Here is a 19,612-nt window from a genome sequence, read left to right on the forward strand (position 1 = left end):
CTTGACCCGTAACATTTTTTGCCTACCCGAGTCTCTTCCTTTCTGGCCGGCCGGGCACGCCACGGGGCGCTCTTTCCCACCAGCACACGAAGGGACAACCATGGCCAAGCCAGCCCGGCAACGGGTGAACCTCTACATCGGCGAGCGCCGCTACACCAAGAGTGTCAGCTGGACGGCACGCGACGGCAGCGCCGTGATCGCCGACGTCCGCGCGGAACTCGTCGACGGCAGATGCGACAGCGGGCCGCTGACGGCGGCCATCGCGGAACACTTCCACGTCAACGAGAACGCGATCCACTACACGACACCGGGCGCCTCGCCCGAGCGGTTCGTGCCCTGCCACGCCTGGGTGAAGTTGGCGCCGGAGCAGCCGGAACCGCCGACCTGCGAGCACCTGGTAGGTGACGACGCGTGCGAGTTGTCGACCTGCGCCGGCACGCCGGCGGTGACGACGCCGTTGGACCGCGATGTCGTGCCCATCCCCGCCGAGGCATCGACCGGCGAATTCGGCGTTGTCACCCAGGGCCGGGAGGTGATGCAACGGGTCACCCGCGACACGGGGATACCGGCGAAGGACGGCTTCATCGGCAGCACCGCCTGGTCGCAGCAGCCGGGGGTGCGCCGGGTCGACGGAACGTGGTTCACCGTCGGCCCTTTCGCGGTACGGCAGCTGTCGTACGAGTCCCGGGACTCGCTGCTCTCCGGCCGTGACGGCTACACGGCTGTCTACGTGGATCAGGACTGCGTGATGCGCCAGCGGTACGCCCGGCAGGGCCAGATCGTCGGGGCGATCGTGGAAGCCGTCCAGGCCCGGCACGATGAGCGGGCGCTGGCCAAGGTACCGAAGGCCGGTTGGTGGCCTTTGAAGAACCCACCGGTCGGGTTCAACGTGCAGCACCCCGAGCACGGGATCGTCGAGGTGCACGAAAAATCCACGAACGACGGCGGCACCTTGCGGGTGCTCGACGCGGCCGGCACGGCGCATTTCATCGACCGTCGCCGAGACGATTTCTGGGTGGCCGCCTACGGCGGCGCGGCCATCGGCGGCCGCGACACCTGGGAGCGCTATCAGCGGCGGGTCGCGTACTCGAAGATGGTGATCGCCTACCGGCACCGCTCGTTCCAGCACGGCGGTGAGGCGGAATACTGCCAGCTGTGCCCGGGCGAGGTCGCTGGTCCCCGGGTCGGCGCGACCGGGCACTGGTGGGGAAGCTACGTCACGCTGCCGTTCTGCCCGCAGTGCGGACTCCCGCGCGGCGAGTGGGGGAAGACGACCGAGGTCGGTCACTGTGCCGGGGCGCCGCGCTATCCCGACGCGAGCCCGGACGATGCGTCGGCCGCCAGAGGGCAGACGGCGCAGTCTTCCGACGCGCAGGTGCGCGAGCCCGGAACACCGAGCGGCCGGTCCCACGTCCGGGCGGGGTACCCGGTGCCCGTCGACCTCGGCGGCGGGCGGCAGGGACTGGCCAACCCTTGCTGGTGCGGGCGGATCGACCTGCCCGAGGGTGACAAGTCGTCGCATGTGTACGGGCTCAAACCGGATCGGGTCACCTGCCCGGTCTGCTACCACCTGTTCACCTGCCCGTGGGCAGGGCTGAAGGACCGCGCGGACCGGACCGCATTCTGCCAAGTCTGCGCGCACCTCGAATCGTGCGTGGACCCGCAGTGCGACCCGAAAGACCACCCGGGAATCGTGCCGGAGCCGGACCCGGACTTCGACTACGCGACCGGCGCGGCCGTGCTGGTCGAGCGCATCCACAAGGCGGTCCGTGACGCAGACCTGGAGCTGGCCGAGAAGCTGCTTCGGGCGGGCGAGGACTACAAGCCTGACCACACGATCGCCGGTTACCCCGACGGCTGGGACGGGCTGAGCCTTCACGTGTGGCGCCTGCGCCGACCCGCCCAACAGATCGCGTCGTCCAGCGCCCAGCCGAGCACGACGAATGACCTCGCCGACATCTCGCCGACGGGCGCCGTCGAGCCGGTCGACAACGCCTTCGCGGGCTGGTCGGGCCTGTTCGCGGAACTCGGCATCTGAGCCAAGCCCGCGAGCCCGTCCCCGCAGACACGCACCAGCGCCCAACACGCGGCGTGCGCACAGCGTGCGCCACGCAAGGCAAACCTTTACTGACCTGGGGTTCTTGGTCCTGGGACCAGCCTGCCCTAGGTTGTGTCCGGTCCGACCGGACATCATTTGCGGTGTCCGCGGCTCCGGCGCACCTGCGCCATCCACCCCTGCACGCATCACCCGGCGGATCGCCGGGCGCTCCACCACGCCCACCTGCCGAAAGGACGTTCGCCATGTCGATCACCACCGCCCCCGCCAGCACGCTCAACGCCTCGTTCACGGTCACCGCCGAGATCGATGTCCCCCGCTACGGAGACCCGTTCCTGCGAGTCACCGTCGACGGCGAGGCCGTCACCGTCCGGATCAACCCGCACCTGCTGCGGCTGCACGGGCAGAGCGTCACCGACGAGGCCGAGCGGCTGCTGCAGCGCCACGCCGGATACCGGACCACGACCGGATGGGCCACCGACGAGCGCGGCCGCATGACAGCGACCGTCGCCGAGATCTCCGGCCGGTGCGTCACCTGCGTGCACGGCTGCGGCTGCTCCATCGACGCCATCGGCTGCGGGCACTACCAGTGCCTGGCCGCCAGCGCCGAGATCGCCCACACCTGCGACGGCGCCGCCCTGGCCGTCAACGCCAAGCGGCCCGCCCTGCCGCGCCGCCCCCGCAACCCTTACCGGCGCGGCAGCAAGCGCTGAGCAGCACAAACGCCCCCACCGCGACATTCGGCGCCCGGCCGCGACCTCACCCGAGGCCGCGGCCGGGCCGCTTTCACCCTCAGCCACCCGTGCGCAGAAAGGTCACCACCTTGCCGGACACCATTCAGGTGCTGCCGTACCTGACCGCCGACCAGATCACGATCGTCCTCGACTGGGCCTACCGAGACGTGATCCTCGTCCCCGACGAGGTCGCCCGCGAGATCAACCGCCAGGTCAATGACGGTTGGCGCGAGTACGTCAGCGACTCGTGGGGCGAATCCCGGGCGTTTCGCGTCGGCACGTGGATGTTCCAGGTCGTCCACACCCTGATGGCCGCGTTCGCCGCCAGCGACGTGCACGACAGCCTCACCGGCAAGTACCGCGCCCGCGCCGTCGGCGAGCGCCTCGCCGCCGCCGAGCGCTGGCACCTGTGGCCCCGCATCGTCGGCGTCAGCGACTGGGGCCACGAGGCCCGCACATGGCGCGACCGCTCGGCCAACCACGACCTGCACGTCAAGGGCACCCCGAGCGCCTGCGTGAAGGACAACGCGTTTCAGTTCGCCGGTTGACCGCCGTGAACGCCGCCGCCGATAGCCAGCCGACCGGCCGGGCCTGCGCCATCACACCCCACCGTCCACCAGCGAACGGAGACACCACCTTGACGCTCAAGACTCGGCTGACCGGCACGTTGGCGGCCCTGGGTGACGCGCTCGCCGAGCGGTTCGGCAGCCGCCGCCACACCGCCGCTCTCGACCTCGCGGAGACCATCGCCCGGGTCGACGCAGGTGACGGATTCGCCTACGGGGCGCTGTTCTGCGACGAGGCGGAGGCGCTGGCCCGGTATCTGACCGCGTTCGGCTTCCACCGCATCGGGGTCGACGTGCTCCTCAGGCACAGCGACGGCTACCACTCCGACGGCAACCACGGCGAGATCGTCGACTGGGTGACAGCCGAGGCGTACCTCAACAGGCTCATCGGCGACCGCAAGGCGCAGACCCGAGAGGCAGCCGACAAGCTCGCCGCCCTCGATGGCGACGGCGACCTCGACGGAGCGCAAATCCGGCCGCCCCAGGAATTCGACGTGCGCCCCGACGGCGAGCCGTTGGTCGAGAACGACTGCCGCTGATCGGTGCTGCCCGGTGCCCGCCACCCCGCCGGCGCGGGGTGGCGGGTCGCCGAGTGGCGCCGAGCAGCCGGTGCTCGCGTCGAGGAGAGGAGAACCCCATCAGCGACAACGCGATCTGCAGGGACTACATCACGGCGTTCTACCGGGAGGGCGACACGCTGCTCAGCGGCCGGATCGTCGGGTTTCGTCGGGCCGGCGTGCGGCTGGCCGGGGATGTCGAACTGACCGGCTACCCGGAGGAACTGGCGAACCTGGGGCAGGCCCTCGTCGACCGGTTCCGCACCGAGCAGTACGCCCTGGCCATCGGATCCCTGAGCCGGGGATTCACGTTCCACGGGCCGACCGCGCCCGGCGAGCACGCCGCCGAGGAGAAGATCGTCGGGCTGTACGACGAGGACTGGGACTTCGTCACCCTCAAGCCGCTCACGGGCGCACCCGCCGGCGGCGAGAGCAGCGCCAGATCCGCCGGGTTCGCGGACCTGATCACCAGGTTCCTGACCTCGGCGACCACGGTGATGGCAGCTCGGGACCAGGACGCGGCCATTTCGCACGACACGACGAGCGAGGCCGGGCAGACGAGCGGCGCCATCGATGCGCGCCACCAAGGCGACGACGCGGCGCGGGACGCGGTGCGGCTTGCCTACCGGATCATCACCGGCGAGCACCTGGACGCGGTGAGCGAGACGGCCGAGGCCGTGAGTCTGCGCCATCGGGTGGCCGGAGCGATGTCCGCGACGCTCAACATCTGGCAGTCCCAGTTCGCGACCGCGCTGCACGGGATCGTCACAGCGCTGACCGACGGGGAGCTTACCGAACAGGCCCTTGCCGACTACCCGGGCGACCACCACTCGCAGCAGTCGTCCCACACGATCGCCCGGGCAGCCGGTCTCGCCTATGCCACCGACGAGGCCACGTACGACGGTAGCGGCTTCCGCATCGACGTCACCGCCGAGCACATAGGAGCGGCCATCGACGCGCTGCGGGCGATCCCGGCCGGGGACACCGACATCGAGAGCGGCACGTGGTCCTTCCACGAGGACATGCTCACGCTTCACGGCCTGTCCATCGGCCAGGTGCGCGAGGTCATGCGCACCCACACCAGCGTGACCGATGCGGCACACCTGGTCCTCGCCGCCTTCGCGGAACCCCGCTGACCGTCCGGCGCCCGCACCGGTGGCAGCCCGGCACCTGAGCCGGGCTGCTGCCGTGCAGGCGCCGGGCATCCCCGCCCGGCCCCGCAGACAGGAAGGCGTACACCATGGACCACAACCGGTTGACCTGGGAACGCGTACCCGCCCAGTCCGACCCCACAGTGCCGACCAAGACGCAGCTCGCCGCCGCGCTCACCGCCCGCCGTGGCCAGTCGGCGATCGTCGCGCGGCACGACCGCGTCGCCCGCGCCGCCGCCCAGGTCGAGCGCATCAACGACGGACGCGAGTTCGGCACCGGATTCGAGGCCATCGCCCGGCAGATCGGCTCCGAACACCGGGTTTACGCCTGGGCGATCTGACAACCCCGATCCCTCACCCAGATCACTCGTCGAGAGGCTCACGCTGCTGACCCGCTCAAGGACCGCTGCGAGGACTTCGACCCGCTCACCATCTGTGCCCATCCGCAGCGAACTCGACCCTCAACGTGACGGCGAGTGAACGCAAGCCTTGCGTACTCGTAGCAGGCAAAACGACCTGGTATCCCGGCCCGGCCATCGCGCGATGGCCGGGCCGCCGCGTCTGCACACCCCAGCCCTCTGCCCGTAGGGAGAATCGCCGTGCCCACCGAGAAGCCCGCACTCAACAGTCGCGTAATCATCGACGACGGATTCGCCACCGCCAACCGCCGCGGCGTCGTCTACATCGTCACGAAGCACAATCAGGTCAAGGTCGTGATCGCGCCGGAGAACCCCGATGACCCCGCCGGAGGGAGCATCAACCCGGCATATCTGCGGCCCGCCCCGCCCGTCGGCGCAACCCCGCCCCGGCCGGCCCCGGCGCAGGTGGTGGAGTATCTGCCGCCGCTGACCCACGGCACCGTGGTCACCGTCGACAGCCCCACCTGGAAGCAGCCGAGCGAGTGGCTCTGGGTCGTCCTCGGCGAAAGCAACGGCAACCGTCCCGACATGTACCGCATCGCCCGGCTCGGGGGCATGTCCGGCCGCGAATACTGGCGGATGCACCGCAGCCGGATGATCCCGATCGACCCGCAGCGCATCACTGTGACCGCCGCCTGACCGAACTCCACCGAGGGCCTGCCGCCCGCCCGTGCGCCGGGCGGCAGGCCCCGGAATCGGCTTCCTGCAGCCGCCCGGAGCTGAGCCTCAGGCCACCGGTGGCATGACCCTGCAGGAGCGCCGCATAGCGCCTGGCGTCTCCGCGCCTTTGTCCCGCATGTCCGCCGCGCGATCGAGAGTGGTCGACCTCAGCCGGACCGCGGATGCGCCTGACACTCCAACCCGATCGCAGCCACTACTCAGGGACCGTCCGCACGGGTGGTCCCTTCGTCATGGAAGGGCTCAGGTTGACCGCTCCCGAGCACATCCCGTTGCCCGCCGTCGAGCCGGACGACAGGACCGGCTGCAACGACGCCAACGGCACCACCTACCTGGTCGAACTGCACGAACACGCACGCGAGATCGTCTTCCGCGACGACGACGGCAGGCGCGTGTGCAGCTACAGCTTCGCCACGTTCGCCGGCGTCGCGAACGCGCTCGCCCTGGACTTCGGGCGTGGCCTGCTCATCGACGCGGCCACCGTCGCCGACCTGCAGCAGTGGGCCAACCTCGATGCATTCGGGCTGCGCCATCGCACCCGGCAAGAGGGCGGGGTCTTAGCGCTCTACGACCTCGACCCGAACACCGCGTCGAACCTCGCGAACGTGCTCTCCGACAGCGAGGAGCACAGCCCGTGACCGGCTGCCCCTGGTGCGCCGAAGACCTTACCGACGACGTCGACCCGAACACGCTCTGCCGATCGCATTTGGCCGAGTACGAAGGCCTGCCCGAATGCCATCTGGATCGGATGGAGGCGGAGCAGGCCGCCGAGTATGCCGACGTGTTCGACCAGTGATTTCAGAGCGGCCGGGCCATGCGGGGAGGCACCCCCTGGGCCCGGCCGCGCTTTCCAAGACGGTTCCCCAACACATCCTGGAGACCCCATCTTGCATCAGGCAGACCAGCGCACGCGAACTGCCCTGACCACAGCCGACATCCGCCCTTATCGAGTGCACATCGCCCAGCGGCTCGACCCCGACCTGTGGAACGCCGTGAGCAAGGTCCTCACCACGCTCGGCGGCGCCTACCAGACCCGCCACAGCGCATTCACGTTCGGCTACGACTGCCGACCGGCAATCCGTCAGGTGATCGAGACCGGCGTATACCGCAGCCCAGCGCAAGCCGAGGGCTACGTGCCCACCCCGGAGGCGCTCGCCGAGGAACTGACCACGGAGCCATTCAGCGACCTCGCGCGGATGCCGGCCGGGTCACGGGTGCTGGAGCCGTCCGCCGGGGACGGGCAACTCGTGCGGGCGATCCTGGACGCCAACGACGAAATCCAGGTCGTCGCGATCGAGCCGAACACCGAGCGGGCCGCGCTGGTGGGTGACCACGGCGGACGGGTCACCGTCGTCAACACCACCTTCGAGCAGTACACCGCCAGCGCGGGCCAGGGCGCGCGGTTCGACGCGGTGGTGATGAATCCGCCGTTCGCCTTACCGGGCCAGCGGGCAGCGGTCTGGATCGACCACGTCATGCTGGCGTGGAACATGCTGGAGCCCGGCGGGCGCCTGGTCGCCGTCGTGCCGACCGGGTTCGCGTACCGCGAAGACCAGCGGCACCGCGACCTGCGGCAGCTGGCCGACGACTTCGGCGGGTGGGCGAAGCTGCCGAAGGACACCTTCCCCGGCGGGCAGCAGACGTGCGTGATCTGGCTGGCCCGGCCGGTACCCAGGCAGGAGGGGCGGTCGCCGTGGCTGTTCCGGCACTACCCGGACGCGATCGAACCGGTCCGGGTGAAGGTTCCGTGGCTGACCACGCGGGCGGTGCAGCAAGCCCCGGTGCAGGTATGGCATGACACCTGGTCGAGGCAGGACCGGGTGTTCCGGTACCGGGCGCAGTGCTGGCGATGCGGGTGGCTGCTGTGGGAGTTCGACGGATCCAACGACCAGGCCCTCGGCAATCACGCTGCCCACTCCTGCCTGCGAGCGGAGGAGCGCGACAAGGCCGGGCTGACGGTGGGCCTGTGCTTCACCTGCGCTAACCACGGCGAGTCGTACAAGGCGGCGTCCAAGGTCGCCCAGCAGGTGTGGCGCGAGCCGGCGGCCAGGGCCGCGGCGACCTCCGTGTGGAGCCTGCTGCTGAACCGAGGCGGGATGATCCCCGTCGACGGTCTGGAACGCGAGCGGTACGCCCGCGTGCAGGCGGCATTACGGGTGGTGGCGGGCGTCGACGACGCCGCTGCCGAGGCGGAACTGATTGAGGCGCGACAAGCCGGAGCGCTGCGCGGCGGCCCGGACCGGATCGCCGCGACGTACCTGCGGGCGTACGCCGACCGGCTCGACCCGGACGCGGACCTCGACGACGCCGACCGCGCCGCGCTGCTGTGGCGCAGCGACCCGGACGCGCCCGCCATCGCGGTGACCGGCGAACCGGACCCGTGGGGCGCCGTCCTCGCCGAGATCGAGCACCTGGAGCGGGAACTCAACATGGTGTCGTAAGCCCGCGTAGCCGACGCCCGTCGAGCCCGCCCGGGCGCGCGGGTGGCGCGCTGCGGGTGCGCACCCCGCAGGCGCGCGTCCCGCGCGCCGCCCATGCCCGCTGCGTGCACTGCGCCAGGCAAACCCCTTCCGACCTGCGGTGTTTGGTCTCGGCCAGCCTCCCACCGTAACGTTCTGTCCGATTCGACCAGACAGCAACTGCGCCGTCTGGAACCCTGCGCGCTTGCGCCACTCCCGCATCCACGCCCTTGCCGCCCGGCCTGCCCGGGCGGCATCTCGTATTGGAGGCACCACGCCCATGAGCAGCATCGACACCACTGACCGCACCTCACCTCGTGCAGCCACCGACGGCGAGCAGGACCGGCGGCCCGCGTCCGCCACCCTCATCGACCGGGCCGAGCACCGGTGCACCGACGCCTGCGGCCGAAGCCCCTGCGAGCCAGGACCGAGACACCCTCTGGGCGTCCATCCTGAAACAGTGCCCGGGCAACACCTACCCGCTGTTGCGCGAACCGCCCGTCAGCGAGTCGCTCCGCCGCCCCGACATGAAGCCGCAGCCGAATCCGAGCACGAACGCCGAGAGGCTTGAGCAGGTCCCGGAATCGCAGGACGGGCTTCGCCGGTACCGGTTTCCCGTGCCGGCCGCGACCGGATGGTCGACACCGCCCGTAGACGTCCAGCGCCGCCCACTCTCCGACGCCACCAGGGCCCGAATCCAGGACGAGCTTCGCCGGTACCGGCAGCTTCCGGCTCCCATGCCCGGCAATCCCCCCGCGTCTGTGAACCGGCCAAGGCATCCGGAGCTGGCGGCCCTGTTGCGGGTCTTCGTCGACCGATTCACTCACGACGACAGTTGAGCACGTCGCCTGCCCTGTGCTGGCGCTGCGCCCCTGCTGATCCTCCCGCTTTCCCACCCCTGCCCGAGGTCCACCCTTCGCCGCCCGGATTCGTCCGGGCGGCGTTCTTGTTGGAGGCACCCAACACTTGTCTGCTACCGCGCTCGCCGCCAAGCCCGTCAGCAAGACCGCAACCCGCCGCATCGAAGCCCACCAGGTCAACCCCAAGGCCGCCAACGACAGGTTCCGCGCCGCCCAGGCCAAGGCCCGCCGCGAACAGCAACGCCTCAACTACGTCACCACCGGCGGGCGGTTGTGGACGCCGAAGCGCAGCAACGGCCTGAAGTTCGTCGACATCTTCTGCGGCGCGGGCGGCTCGTCCGTCGGCCTGGCAGCAGCCGGGTACGAGCTGCTGCTGGCCGCGAATCATTGGGCGACCGCGATCGACACGCATGCGGCGAACTTCGCCGGAGCGGAGCATCTGTGCGCTGACGTCAACAACTACGACTTCCGGTACCTGCCGCGCGGCGCGGACGTGCTCTGGGCCTCACCGATCTGTACGGAGCTCAGTCCCGCAGGCGGCAACGGCGGTCCGAAGCGTTCCGACGACGGCTTCGACACGGTGCAGATGCTCGGCCATGTCAGCGAGAAGGGCCGCGAACGCACCCGGGCCACGTTCATGGACGTCATCCGCGCCACCGAGGTGTGGCGGTTCAAGGCCGTCCTGATCGAGAACGTGCCCGACGTGGCCGAGCGGTGGGAACTGTTCGACTGGTGGCTGGCCGGAATGGCCCGCCTGGGCTACCACTACCAGTTGGTCAGCGTGAACAGCGCGCACGTCGGCGGTGACGGCATCCCGTACGCCCCGCAGTGGCGCGACCGGCTCTACATCGTGTTCGTCCGCAAGGACATCGGCCGGACCCCGGACGTCGAACCCCGTCCGATCTCGCGGTGTTTCACCTGCGAGCGCGACGTTCACGGCGTGCAGACGTGGCTGCCGAAGATGCACAACCGCAAATTCCGGGTCGGCCGCTACCGGCGCAACCCGAACTCATCCTACGGCCAATACTGGTACACCTGCCCGAACAGCGGCTGCGGACAGCGCGTCGAGCCGTACGTGCTGCCCGCCGCTACCGCGATCGACTGGTCCGACCTCGGGGTGCGCATCGGTGACCTGCCCCGCACCGATCGCAAACCGGAAGGGCTCGCGCCCAAGACGATGGCCCGCATCCGGGCCGGGATGCGCAAGTACGGGAACCGGCGGATGGTCGCCACCGTCGCCGGGAACACGTACGAGCGTCCCGGCTACCTGCGGGCGTGGCCGGCCGACCAGGCTCCGATGGCCACCGCGCAATGCTCGCCGACCCTCGGCGCCGTCGTCCCGCCCGGTGCGTTCTACGTCAAGAACTTCACCGACGACCAGGACCCCGGCCGGATGTGCAAGGGCGTCGGCGACGAACCGTTCGGCACCGTCACCACGATCGACCACCACGGCCTGCTCACCCCGCCGCCGGGCGCGTTCCGGGTCAACAGCAACCACGACAACGACCGCATCCACCCCCTCGGCGACTATCCGCTCGCGGCGTGCACCACCAAGATGGGCGACGGCATCGTCATCCCGCCCATGTCCGTGCCGGTCGGCGGCACCTGGGCCGAGGACCCGATCGACCTGACCGCCGAACCGGGCCGCACCGTCATGGCCAACGAGAAGGGCTGCGAAGCCCTGGTCACCCCGTACCCCGGCGCGTTCATCGACGTGCAGCGCAACCACGCCGAAGCCGTACCGATCGAGGGCCCGCTGGCGACCGTCACGACCGCCCGCCACAACGCCCTGGTCGTCCCGTACTACTCCACCGGCGCGGCCAGCACCACCGGCGAGCCGATCGGCACCGTCTCCACCCGCGACCGGTTCGCCATGATCACCGCCGAGGAACTGGCCGGCCACGCCGACGTCGACGTCTTCGACGCCTTCTACCGGATGCTCAAGTCCCGCGAAAGCCTGCGCGCCCAGACCTTCCCCGACGACTACCTCGTCCTCGGCGGCAGCGGCGAACAGACAATGCAGGCCGGGAACGCCGTGAGCTGCAACGTCGCCCAGTGGATCGGCGAGCGCGTCGCCGAGGTCCTCATCCCACACCCGATGTTCTGACGCCCTAGACCCGGAACCGCGGCCTGCGCACGCCCAGCGCGCGGGCCGTCCAGCCCTCGCCGCGAAGGAGCTCATGACCATGCTCGCCTGGCGCAACAGAGACGTGGTCGACCAGCTGCTTCACGACGCGATCTGACATCCGCCACCCGATCAGGAAGAAACCCATGATTCAGGCAAAGGTGCGTGACCTGCTGTTCATGCCTAGCCCACCCGGCAGCCACGGCTGCCCAGGAGGGTGCACTGTGGTCCTGCTACCCGACAGCATTTCCACCATGGCGGTGCGCTGCTGCGAGGACCAGCGATGGCGCAGCTGGAATGGCATTACCATCGAGGGCCACCCTCATTGGCCCCGCCGCGACGCTCGACGCCAGCGACATCTTCACCCAGATCCCCGGATGCCACTCCATGACCCACATCATCGGCCAGCCAGACAGGCGGATCCTCGGCTTCCACCACGACACCACACTCGCCCTGGTCCGCGCGATGCCGCATTCGTGCGGCGCCGCGCCGGGCCGGACGTGCAATCTGCCCTGGCACAAGGGTTCCTGCACCGCGCCGACGGCGTCGCCCATGGACCTTGCCGTCACGGCGCCATGACGCCCACGCCGCCGCGCACAACCACTCCTAAGCCGGCCTCGAAGACGACTCCTAGATCTTGTCGAGCAACCGCAACAGCAAGTCAGCCAACAGCACGATCTCCGCAGCCTCAGTGGCGTCACTGAAGTCCACCCGCCGATGGCTCGACGGATTCTTGAACAGCCCGATCGCGCCTTGGAACAGGTTCATCTGCGCGGTCGACTCACCACCCTCCAGATCCTCGCGGAACAACGGGCCGCCCTGCCGAAACGCCTTCGTCATAAGTTTGACCCCGACCTCGTCCGGCCCAGTGCCGAGCCCGGCTTTCGCTCGGACTTGGACCTCGACTTCCTTCATCGCCGCGAACGCGGCAGTCTCAAAGTCACCTCGAAGGAACTGCGGGCGCGCGACGTGCTCGAGTGCTGGAACCAGTTCAACATCCAACCGCTCCACCGCGCGCAGCCACTGCAGGCCATCCTGCAGCAATTGCTGTCCCTTACGACTGATCTCGAAGCCCTTGTCGACGTCATTGGTCAAGCTCCAGACGACCAAGCCGTGACGATCCAACCAGTTCCAGGCCTCACTCAACGCCAGCGCGGCATCCGGGCGCTTCACTCCGGACTGCCTCGCCTCAAGCAGCCAGCTGCGCCAGTTCCATGCGTTGGTACTGTCGGCATCACGCAAGATCAGCAACGCCAACTCGTCCAGCGGCAGCGCAACGATCTGATCTTCAGTCAGGTTCAATCCATTAGGCACCGTTGCATTGTCGTGGTCGTCGGAGCACTCGGCCCAATAGGTTTCCGCTCGCTCCGCAGCCCGCGACCGGATCCAGGATGCCTCGATCAGGCCACCGCCACCCGATCGGGTGAAGTGCAGATAAGCACCTCGGATTTCAAACGCGGCCCCGGCCAGCGGCTGCTCACCACCCTGACCCGGGAGCTCGATCTCGACGACCTGGCCCGAATCCTCTACGGGTCCTTCCCGAGATCATTCCGGCCATGCAGACGGGACCGATCCGCTCGACCACCCATGGGGGGCACGTCTTGAAACCGGTGGACCTATGACCGCAACACGGGAATTGGGGCGCCCAGCGCCGCTGTATCAGGGCGTCACGTATGTGATTCCCTGCGGTCGGGCCAAATGGGACCGGCCCGCCCGGGCTAGAGACCTCTACCGGGGTCAGATGTTTCGGCACACGCTGGAGAACGCGGAATTGGCCGCGCACGACGAGCCGGCTCGGGTGCTGCTGTTGTCCGGAAAGCATGGCCTGGTGGAGCTGGATCGGGTGCTGGCACCGTACGACCAGCGCATCGACGCGCCGGGGGCGGTGAGCGTGACCACCCTGGTCGCGCAGGCGCAAGCGTTCGGGATCGGGTGGCGGTCGCGGGTGGTCGCGTTGTTGCCGCAGGCCTACTTCCGGCCGCTGAACGAGGCGCTGCGCACGCTGCACGTATATCCGATGGATGCCTACGAGGGGTGCCGAGGCAACGGCGAGCAGCGGCGGGTCAACGCGTTTCTCGGCGGCCGCCCTGACCGCAGTCCTCGCAGCTGCCGCGCGTCCAGGTCGGGGCTGTCCGTATGGATCGGCGCGGACGTCAACGCGTTCTGGTGGAGCACGCCGACACCGGTGCTGGTGTCGTACGACCGACTCCGCGACCTCGTGGGGCTGCCCGTGGCGACCGCGCCGTGGGTACTTGACTCGGGCGGGTACCAGGAGCTGGTGAAGCACCGAGGGTGGACGGTGTCAGGCAGCCAGTACACCGCCGACATCCGCCGGTATCGCACGGAGATCGGCCGATTAGTGTGGGCGGCGGCACAAGACTGGCCGGCGAGCCCGACGGCGTTGAGGGCGACCGGGCTGACCGAGTTCGAACACCAGATTCGCACCACAGTCTCGGCCGCGCAGTTACGGGCGGCGGACACCGGCGTGCACATTCTGACCGTGGTCACCGGAACGACACCAGCCGGGTACCTGCGGCACCTGGACATGTACCGGCGGGCTGGCATCGACCTGCACTCCGAGCCGCTGGTCGGGGTGGGCGCACTCCTCGGTCGGCCACCGGGCGAGGCGGCCCAGATCGTCGAGATGCTGCACGCGGCCGGGCTGCACCGGCTGCATCTGTTCGGAGGTAAGGGCCGCCTGTTGGAAGCGGTTGGGGATCTCGTCACCTCGATCGACTCGGCGGGTTGGTCCGACGACATGCGCCGCCGCGCGGACCTGTGCCCGCACGGCCTCGTCAAATGGGAGCGCAACTGCCCGCAGGCCGCTCGCGAGTGGGCGCACCGGCAACGCGTGCTCGCCGCAGGTGCCCCGTCCGGGCCGCGGTCGGGCCCGTGGGTGTATCTGCTGGAAGACCTGCCGGTCGCCGTCTGACCTGCTCATTTGGCGGCCCGGTCCCGATCAACTACTTGTCCCGACCCGACCAGCCACCGCCACCTCTCCACTCCTCTGACCTGCACGAACGCACACCAGGGCGCACGTCTCGGCGCAACCTGCTCCGTGACAGAAACATCGAGAAATTCCGCTGAATCGTGCGCTCTTGACCGATCCCATCCCTTCAGAGGAACGCCCGTTCCGGCATCCCGCCGGGGCGGGCGTTCGCGTTCCCAGCCCCTTGCTTGAACAGTCACGTAGGCCTCGGAGGCACCCGAGTAATGGCACACCTGACGATCACGCACACCCACCAGGACGGCACCAGGCTCACCGGCTCACAGAAGAAGGACGGCGTCTACGAGATCGTTCGCAGGAACGGCTTCACCTGGCGCTGCCGCCAGGGAATCCACATCCGCCCGAGCCGCGACCTCGACGCCAAGACCCTGATCATCAACCGGGCCGCGCGCGCCCTGCGCGACGCTGGGCACGAGGTCACCATCGAGATCGACAACACTCCTCGCCCGACCGAGATCGTCGAAGCCGAGCGCCAGGAACGGGCGGAGGACCGCGCCAAGCGCTTTGCCGAGCGGGCCGGGAATGCGGACGCTGCCGGCCTCGAGGCGGCCCGTTCCATCACCGACGGCATCCCCTTCGGGCAGCCCATCTTGGTCGATCACTATTCGGCAGGCAGGCACCGCCGCGACCTCAGCCGCGCCGACAACCACCGCGGCAAGGCCCTCGAACTGTGGAACAAGGGCGAGCACCTCGCCGACCGTGCGCGCGGCGCGGTCGCCCACCAGAAGCATCGGGAGAACCCGCGCACCACTATGCGCCGCATCGAGAAGCTGGAGGCCGACACGCGGCGCTACCAGCGCGAGCTCGGCGGCTACGAGCGGAACTTCCGCAACGGCAACGGCGATATTGCCTTCGTGGAGACGCACGAGCCGGCCATCAGTAGGCGGCGCGACGACTTGCAGCGCTGGATCGCTGACGCCGACGAGCAGATCACCTACTGGCGTACCCAACTGGCCGCGCACGAGGAATCTGGAGCGTTCGTGCCCTGGGCCCGGCAGCACTTCGTCAAGGGCGACCAGGTGCGCCACCACGGCTTCGGCGACTGGTACGAGGTGACCCGGGTCAACACGAAGTCGGTCAGCGTCACCGGCAGCAGCTGGGGCTGGCCGCGCACCATCGCCTGGGACAAGGTTGCCGGGCGGCGCCGCGACGGCATGCAGTGGGACACACCAAACGGCGAGCCGTGGCCGGTCGAGCTGGCCGGCAAAATCGCACGCTGGCGCAGTCTCGAACGAGACCTGGCTGGCAATGACTCCAGCACGGAGGCGCTGTTCAAGCGCGGCAGGATCGAGCTCGCACGCAACATCGCGCTTGGCCTCGACATGCACGCCAGCGACGCCGAGGCCGCTGCGTGCTTGGAAGGCGTGACCGACGCGGCGACCGACCGGAAAGTGAAGGCCGCCTTCGTCGACGTCTACGACCGGCTCGCCGCGGGAGAGACAGCTGCCGAGGTGACGGCCTCCTACGAGCCGATAGAGCTGGCCGCGGCGTGGCGGATGCCCGACCGGGAGCCGGTGCGCCGGACCGCCGTGAAGTCGTTCTTCATACGTGACCGTGACGACATCATCGCCGTGCAGCCCGGCGACCTGATCGTCGGCTTCTACGACCGGGGCTACGGCAAGGACCACCTGATGCGGGGCTTCTGCGGCCCGGTCGCGGCGGTGTCAGAGGTGAACGACCGGCGTGAGTCCGGAGAGTTCGTGAGCATCACACTCACTGGTGGGCAGGAACGCACGTTCAAGTTGCCCCTTTGGTTCGCGGTGCACCCGGCAGGCACCTGGGACAAGGAAACCCCACCTGCGGCTGCGTCCGCGGTGGACGTGGCCGAGGTGAGCAAGGCAGAGCCGGTAGAGACCGTGTCGGTCACTGCGTCTACCGACCCAGAACCCCAACCGTCGGCGGCCGACAACCCAGTCGAGCATTGGACCGCAATTGGCGGGGCCAACGACGATGACTGCGGCGATCCGTGGGGACCGCTGCTGGCAGAACTCAGGATGCTGGCTGACCAGCCAGGGTAGGACGTTTGCGGCCCTGGCCCGAGTCCGATAGCATCGTCCGGCTGGACCGGACAGCAGGGGATGGGATCGGTGGAGTTGTCATGGCGAGATATGGCCACTGGGTTCTGTTCGCCGAGGACATCGCGGCGATCTGGACCGAGGAGCGTCGCAGCGTTGAAGGACCCGACGCGCCCGCCGTCCCCGTCGACCGGGTCTGGGACTTCCTCCGCTGGTCGAAGCCAACTCCGGAAGGCGCAAAGCGTCCCCACCGGTACGAAAACCACCCCATGCCCTATCCCCGGGAAGCCCGAGGCCCCAACTTCGCACTCTGGAGTGCCGAACAGGTAGACGACCTGCGCGCGTTCTGGCACGACCGGCTCCCGAAAGCGAGACGCGACCCGGGACGCATCGAGCAGCGCGAGGCCGAATGGGAGCAGGATCTAAAAAGGGTGAAAGTTCGTACGCGGTAACCACTCATCTACGGAGGCGCCCGAGATGAACGATCCCCACCCAGAGCAGCGAGATCCGGGCACAGGTTGCCCGGCCTGGTGCGAGATGCACGTCGATGGGCGGCACGTCGGTGCCCTGAGCCTGGACGGCACCGCGAAAGGCTCGAACGTCTACACCCGGCTGGTCGGCTACGACGACGGTGGGGTCGGCATCGAGGTCGTCGTGGCGCAGGTCGATGGCAGCAAGAAGCCCGCCCGAGTCGAGCTGACACCCGACGACATCGCCCAGCACGCCCTGGTCACGCAAGCCATGGAGACGGACCTGCGGAACTCGCTCGCGGCAATCGAGAACGGCATGCCGGTCGACGACAACGGCGACCACCCGAACCGGAAGTAGACGCCGCCAAAAGCCGGCGCCGCAGAGCACCACAACTCGCAGGCCCTATCGACCGCGGTCCGGGGCGGCGACACTACCAATGGCAAACCCCCTGCAGTCGAAGTCAAGCAACGCGCCGGCGGACCGTGGCCGTGTTGAACCCGCTCACCTGGTGCACTTCACCCGAGGTGGCCACGAGCCGCCGACAGCACCCGGCAGCGAATCCTTGCCCGGGTCGCAGGCGTTCGACCACGGTCGGCTGGCCGTAGGGTGATCGCCCGGATTCCAGCGTCGTACGGGCCCAACATCACGCGGTTGACCGCCGTCACAGGCTGACCTCGCTCGTCCTCATGGGGCCCACCAGCGGCTGCGAGCCGTGACCCGTGGTGCTCTTCCGCACCGCCGTCGGCCCTATCCGGTGGCCGACGCAGAGCCATTCCCATTGGAGCCCGAGGGCGGGCCCAAGCCTGGCAGCACAAACCCGCCCCCGGTGCTCCCTGTCACAGGGAGTACCAACAGTGTCCAGCTATCCGCACCATCTCACCAAGCGATTGCTCTCCCACCGTCACCACGCTGATGATATCGCCGACCAACTGCGGCACCCGGTCGTGCGGACCCTCGCTCGCGCAGTCCTCGTGGCTCTGGTGGTGCTCGTCGCCGTCGCAGCGGTCGGCGGGTTCATGACTGGGTTCGTCGGGGTGCTCGTCGTCAAGGTATTGACCCATCGACAGGCAGTCGCCCGCAGCCGGCAGACCGCCGCCGCACGAGCGCGGCGACGGCGCCCTGCCGCCAGACGGCGTCCCGCCGCGAGGCGACGTGGTACGCGAACAGCGGCTCGGCGATGAGCACCCCGACCGCAACGGAGCCAAGCGAGGCGACAACAGCCCTCGCGGATGGCGGGGTGCAGGCATCGGTAGCCCAAGCCGACAAACGGGCGGCCCGCATCGTTGCCCGCGGCCTGCGCAGGGAGGCCGAGTCACGGGCAGCGGCCCAAGAGCGGACGGCCGAACACACTGCGGCCCAAGATCGGGAGGCCGCGCGCGCCCAACAGGCGACGGCGAAGGCACAGGCCCGTGGTGCCCGGTGGGCCGCCCGCCGCGCCACGGTCGTAGCGGTGGCCCATCGGATGGGCCGCCTGGCTGCGGCGGCCCGCCGGGAAGCCGCAGCGGTGTACTCCATGAGCGTCTACGCCACAGTGGTGTACGTGGCCGCCTCGTCGCAAACGCAGGTGTTCCACGAGCAACTGCACTGGGTATGGCCACGCGCGGTAGGGGCCGCAGCCTTTATCGAGGGCACCAGCCTGGCGTTCGCGCTGACCGCGCATCGGCTGCGCCTCGAGGGTGAGCGTGCCCGCATCGCCAGGGTGCTGACCTGGGTCGCCGCATTGTTCGGGGCGGGGATCAACTACTTCGCCCACGCGTTCGACCCTGCCTTGCCGTGGTGGCTGGCCCAACTGCAGGGCATCGCGGTGGGTACGTCATCGCTGGTCGGGATCATCTTGTGGGAGGTCCGCTCAGGCGCACGCAGCCGCAAAGCGATGCGCCTGGCGGAGAAGAAATCCATGCCAAAGGCGCAGCTAGGCCTGGACTTCTGGATCAGGTATCCGCGACGGGCTTACTGGGCATGGTCGGCGATGGTCGCCAAGCCGAACGTGCGGACCCGTAAGGATGCCATCAAGCATGGCGATCGGCTCCACCAGCAGTATCGGGCTCGCCGTGCCCATGAGCGTGCCCGGCTCAAGGCTGCAAAGGCCGAGAAGGTGTTTCTGGCAGCAGCGCGGAAAGCAGCAAGGCGCGCCGCAGCGAAAGGTGAGCCCGGACCGGCCCTGTCGTACCTGGGCTTGCTGGCCCAGCAAGGGCCGTCCGTGCTGGCCGCTCGCCCTGAACTGGGCACCACCGCGCTGAACGCTGAGGATGCGCCCGATGAACCGGACCGCTGGCAACAATGTGCGTGTGCACAGTCGGCGCCCGACCTGCTGGCGGTCCTTCAGGCCCTGATCGGTCAGGTCTCGGCCCTGGCCGGCGAAGGCCGGTGGCCCCTGGCTGGGCCCCTCATCACGTCAGAGCGAGAGTGGCGGGAACGCCTAGTGTCCTGAGTCTTTAAATCGTTGTCAGTGGGTACGGTGGTTGCATGCCATTGCCGACAGCAGTGCCGATCGTGCTCACTGATGACGAACGT

The 19,612-nt window shown here is 69.1% G+C and carries 18 protein-coding genes; 17 read left to right on the forward strand and 1 reads right to left on the reverse strand.

Annotated features, from left to right (window positions below; all coding sequences use genetic code 11):
* The 12 genes from AB0F10_RS34045 to AB0F10_RS34100 form a co-directional block, all read left to right on the forward strand.
* Positions 1-2,038: hypothetical protein (locus AB0F10_RS34045; RefSeq protein ID WP_360634651.1), on the forward strand; the 2,038-nt coding region annotated here is incomplete at its 5' end.
* A gap of 263 nt (positions 2,039-2,301) precedes the next feature.
* A complete protein-coding gene (locus AB0F10_RS34050) occupies positions 2,302-2,769 on the forward strand; it encodes a hypothetical protein (protein WP_360634654.1) in 468 nt (155 codons plus the stop codon).
* 89 nt (positions 2,770-2,858) lie between these two features.
* Positions 2,859-3,338 (forward strand): hypothetical protein, encoded by a 480-nt coding sequence (locus AB0F10_RS34055; protein ID WP_360634657.1) that lies wholly within the window; start codon positions 2,859-2,861, stop codon positions 3,336-3,338.
* 89 nt (positions 3,339-3,427) lie between these two features.
* Positions 3,428-3,895, forward strand: a complete 468-nt coding sequence (locus AB0F10_RS34060) for a hypothetical protein (RefSeq protein WP_360634660.1) — start codon at positions 3,428-3,430, stop codon at positions 3,893-3,895.
* A 53-nt stretch (positions 3,896-3,948) separates the two neighbouring features.
* A complete protein-coding gene (locus tag AB0F10_RS34065; protein WP_360634663.1) occupies positions 3,949-5,049 on the forward strand; it encodes a hypothetical protein in 1,101 nt (366 codons plus the stop codon).
* A gap of 104 nt (positions 5,050-5,153) precedes the next feature.
* Complete coding sequence (locus tag AB0F10_RS34070; RefSeq protein ID WP_360634666.1) at positions 5,154-5,405, forward strand: hypothetical protein; 252 nt, start codon at positions 5,154-5,156, stop codon at positions 5,403-5,405.
* Between the two features lie 258 nt (positions 5,406-5,663).
* Complete coding sequence (locus AB0F10_RS34075; RefSeq protein ID WP_360634669.1) at positions 5,664-6,122, forward strand: hypothetical protein; 459 nt, start codon at positions 5,664-5,666, stop codon at positions 6,120-6,122.
* 287 nt (positions 6,123-6,409) lie between these two features.
* The gene (locus tag AB0F10_RS34080; protein WP_360634672.1) at positions 6,410-6,799 is read left to right on the forward strand and encodes a hypothetical protein; all 390 of its coding nucleotides are present in this window, start codon (positions 6,410-6,412) and stop codon (positions 6,797-6,799) included.
* The gene (locus AB0F10_RS34085) at positions 6,796-6,957 is read left to right on the forward strand and encodes a hypothetical protein (protein WP_360634675.1); all 162 of its coding nucleotides are present in this window, start codon (positions 6,796-6,798) and stop codon (positions 6,955-6,957) included. Before AB0F10_RS34080 ends, AB0F10_RS34085 begins: the two co-directional genes overlap by 4 nt.
* A gap of 154 nt (positions 6,958-7,111) precedes the next feature.
* The gene (locus tag AB0F10_RS34090) at positions 7,112-8,602 is read left to right on the forward strand and encodes a class I SAM-dependent methyltransferase (protein ID WP_360634678.1); all 1,491 of its coding nucleotides are present in this window, start codon (positions 7,112-7,114) and stop codon (positions 8,600-8,602) included.
* Between the two features lie 984 nt (positions 8,603-9,586).
* Positions 9,587-11,587 (forward strand): DNA cytosine methyltransferase, encoded by a 2,001-nt coding sequence (locus AB0F10_RS34095; protein WP_360634681.1) that lies wholly within the window; start codon positions 9,587-9,589, stop codon positions 11,585-11,587.
* A 405-nt stretch (positions 11,588-11,992) separates the two neighbouring features.
* Entirely contained in the window at positions 11,993-12,184 is a 192-nt protein-coding gene (locus tag AB0F10_RS34100) for a hypothetical protein (RefSeq protein WP_360634684.1), read from the forward strand.
* Between the two features lie 51 nt (positions 12,185-12,235).
* On the opposite strand, the gene AB0F10_RS34105 is transcribed toward AB0F10_RS34100, so the two are convergent.
* Complete coding sequence (locus AB0F10_RS34105) at positions 12,236-12,919, reverse strand: TIGR02391 family protein (protein ID WP_360634687.1); 684 nt, start codon at positions 12,917-12,919, stop codon at positions 12,236-12,238.
* A gap of 304 nt (positions 12,920-13,223) precedes the next feature.
* On the opposite strand from AB0F10_RS34105, the gene AB0F10_RS34110 reads away from it, so the two are divergent.
* The 5 genes from AB0F10_RS34110 to AB0F10_RS34130 all read left to right on the forward strand — a co-directional run bounded on the left by AB0F10_RS34110 (position 13,224) and on the right by AB0F10_RS34130 (position 19,529).
* Positions 13,224-14,537, forward strand: coding sequence for a DUF6884 domain-containing protein (locus AB0F10_RS34110; protein ID WP_360634690.1), 1,314 nt, complete (start codon positions 13,224-13,226; stop codon positions 14,535-14,537).
* A 281-nt stretch (positions 14,538-14,818) separates the two neighbouring features.
* Entirely contained in the window at positions 14,819-16,630 is a 1,812-nt protein-coding gene (locus tag AB0F10_RS34115; RefSeq protein WP_360634693.1) for a DUF3560 domain-containing protein, read from the forward strand.
* An 80-nt stretch (positions 16,631-16,710) separates the two neighbouring features.
* Complete coding sequence (locus tag AB0F10_RS34120) at positions 16,711-17,079, forward strand: hypothetical protein (protein ID WP_360634696.1); 369 nt, start codon at positions 16,711-16,713, stop codon at positions 17,077-17,079.
* Between the two features lie 85 nt (positions 17,080-17,164).
* Entirely contained in the window at positions 17,165-17,455 is a 291-nt protein-coding gene (locus AB0F10_RS34125; protein WP_360634699.1) for a hypothetical protein, read from the forward strand.
* 1,156 nt (positions 17,456-18,611) lie between these two features.
* Positions 18,612-19,529, forward strand: a complete 918-nt coding sequence (locus AB0F10_RS34130) for a hypothetical protein (protein ID WP_360634702.1) — start codon at positions 18,612-18,614, stop codon at positions 19,527-19,529.
* Positions 19,530-19,612: the final 83 nt, after the last annotated feature.

Source organism: Actinoplanes sp. NPDC026623, assembly GCF_040638275.1.
Lineage (GTDB): Bacteria > Actinomycetota > Actinomycetes > Mycobacteriales > Micromonosporaceae > Actinoplanes.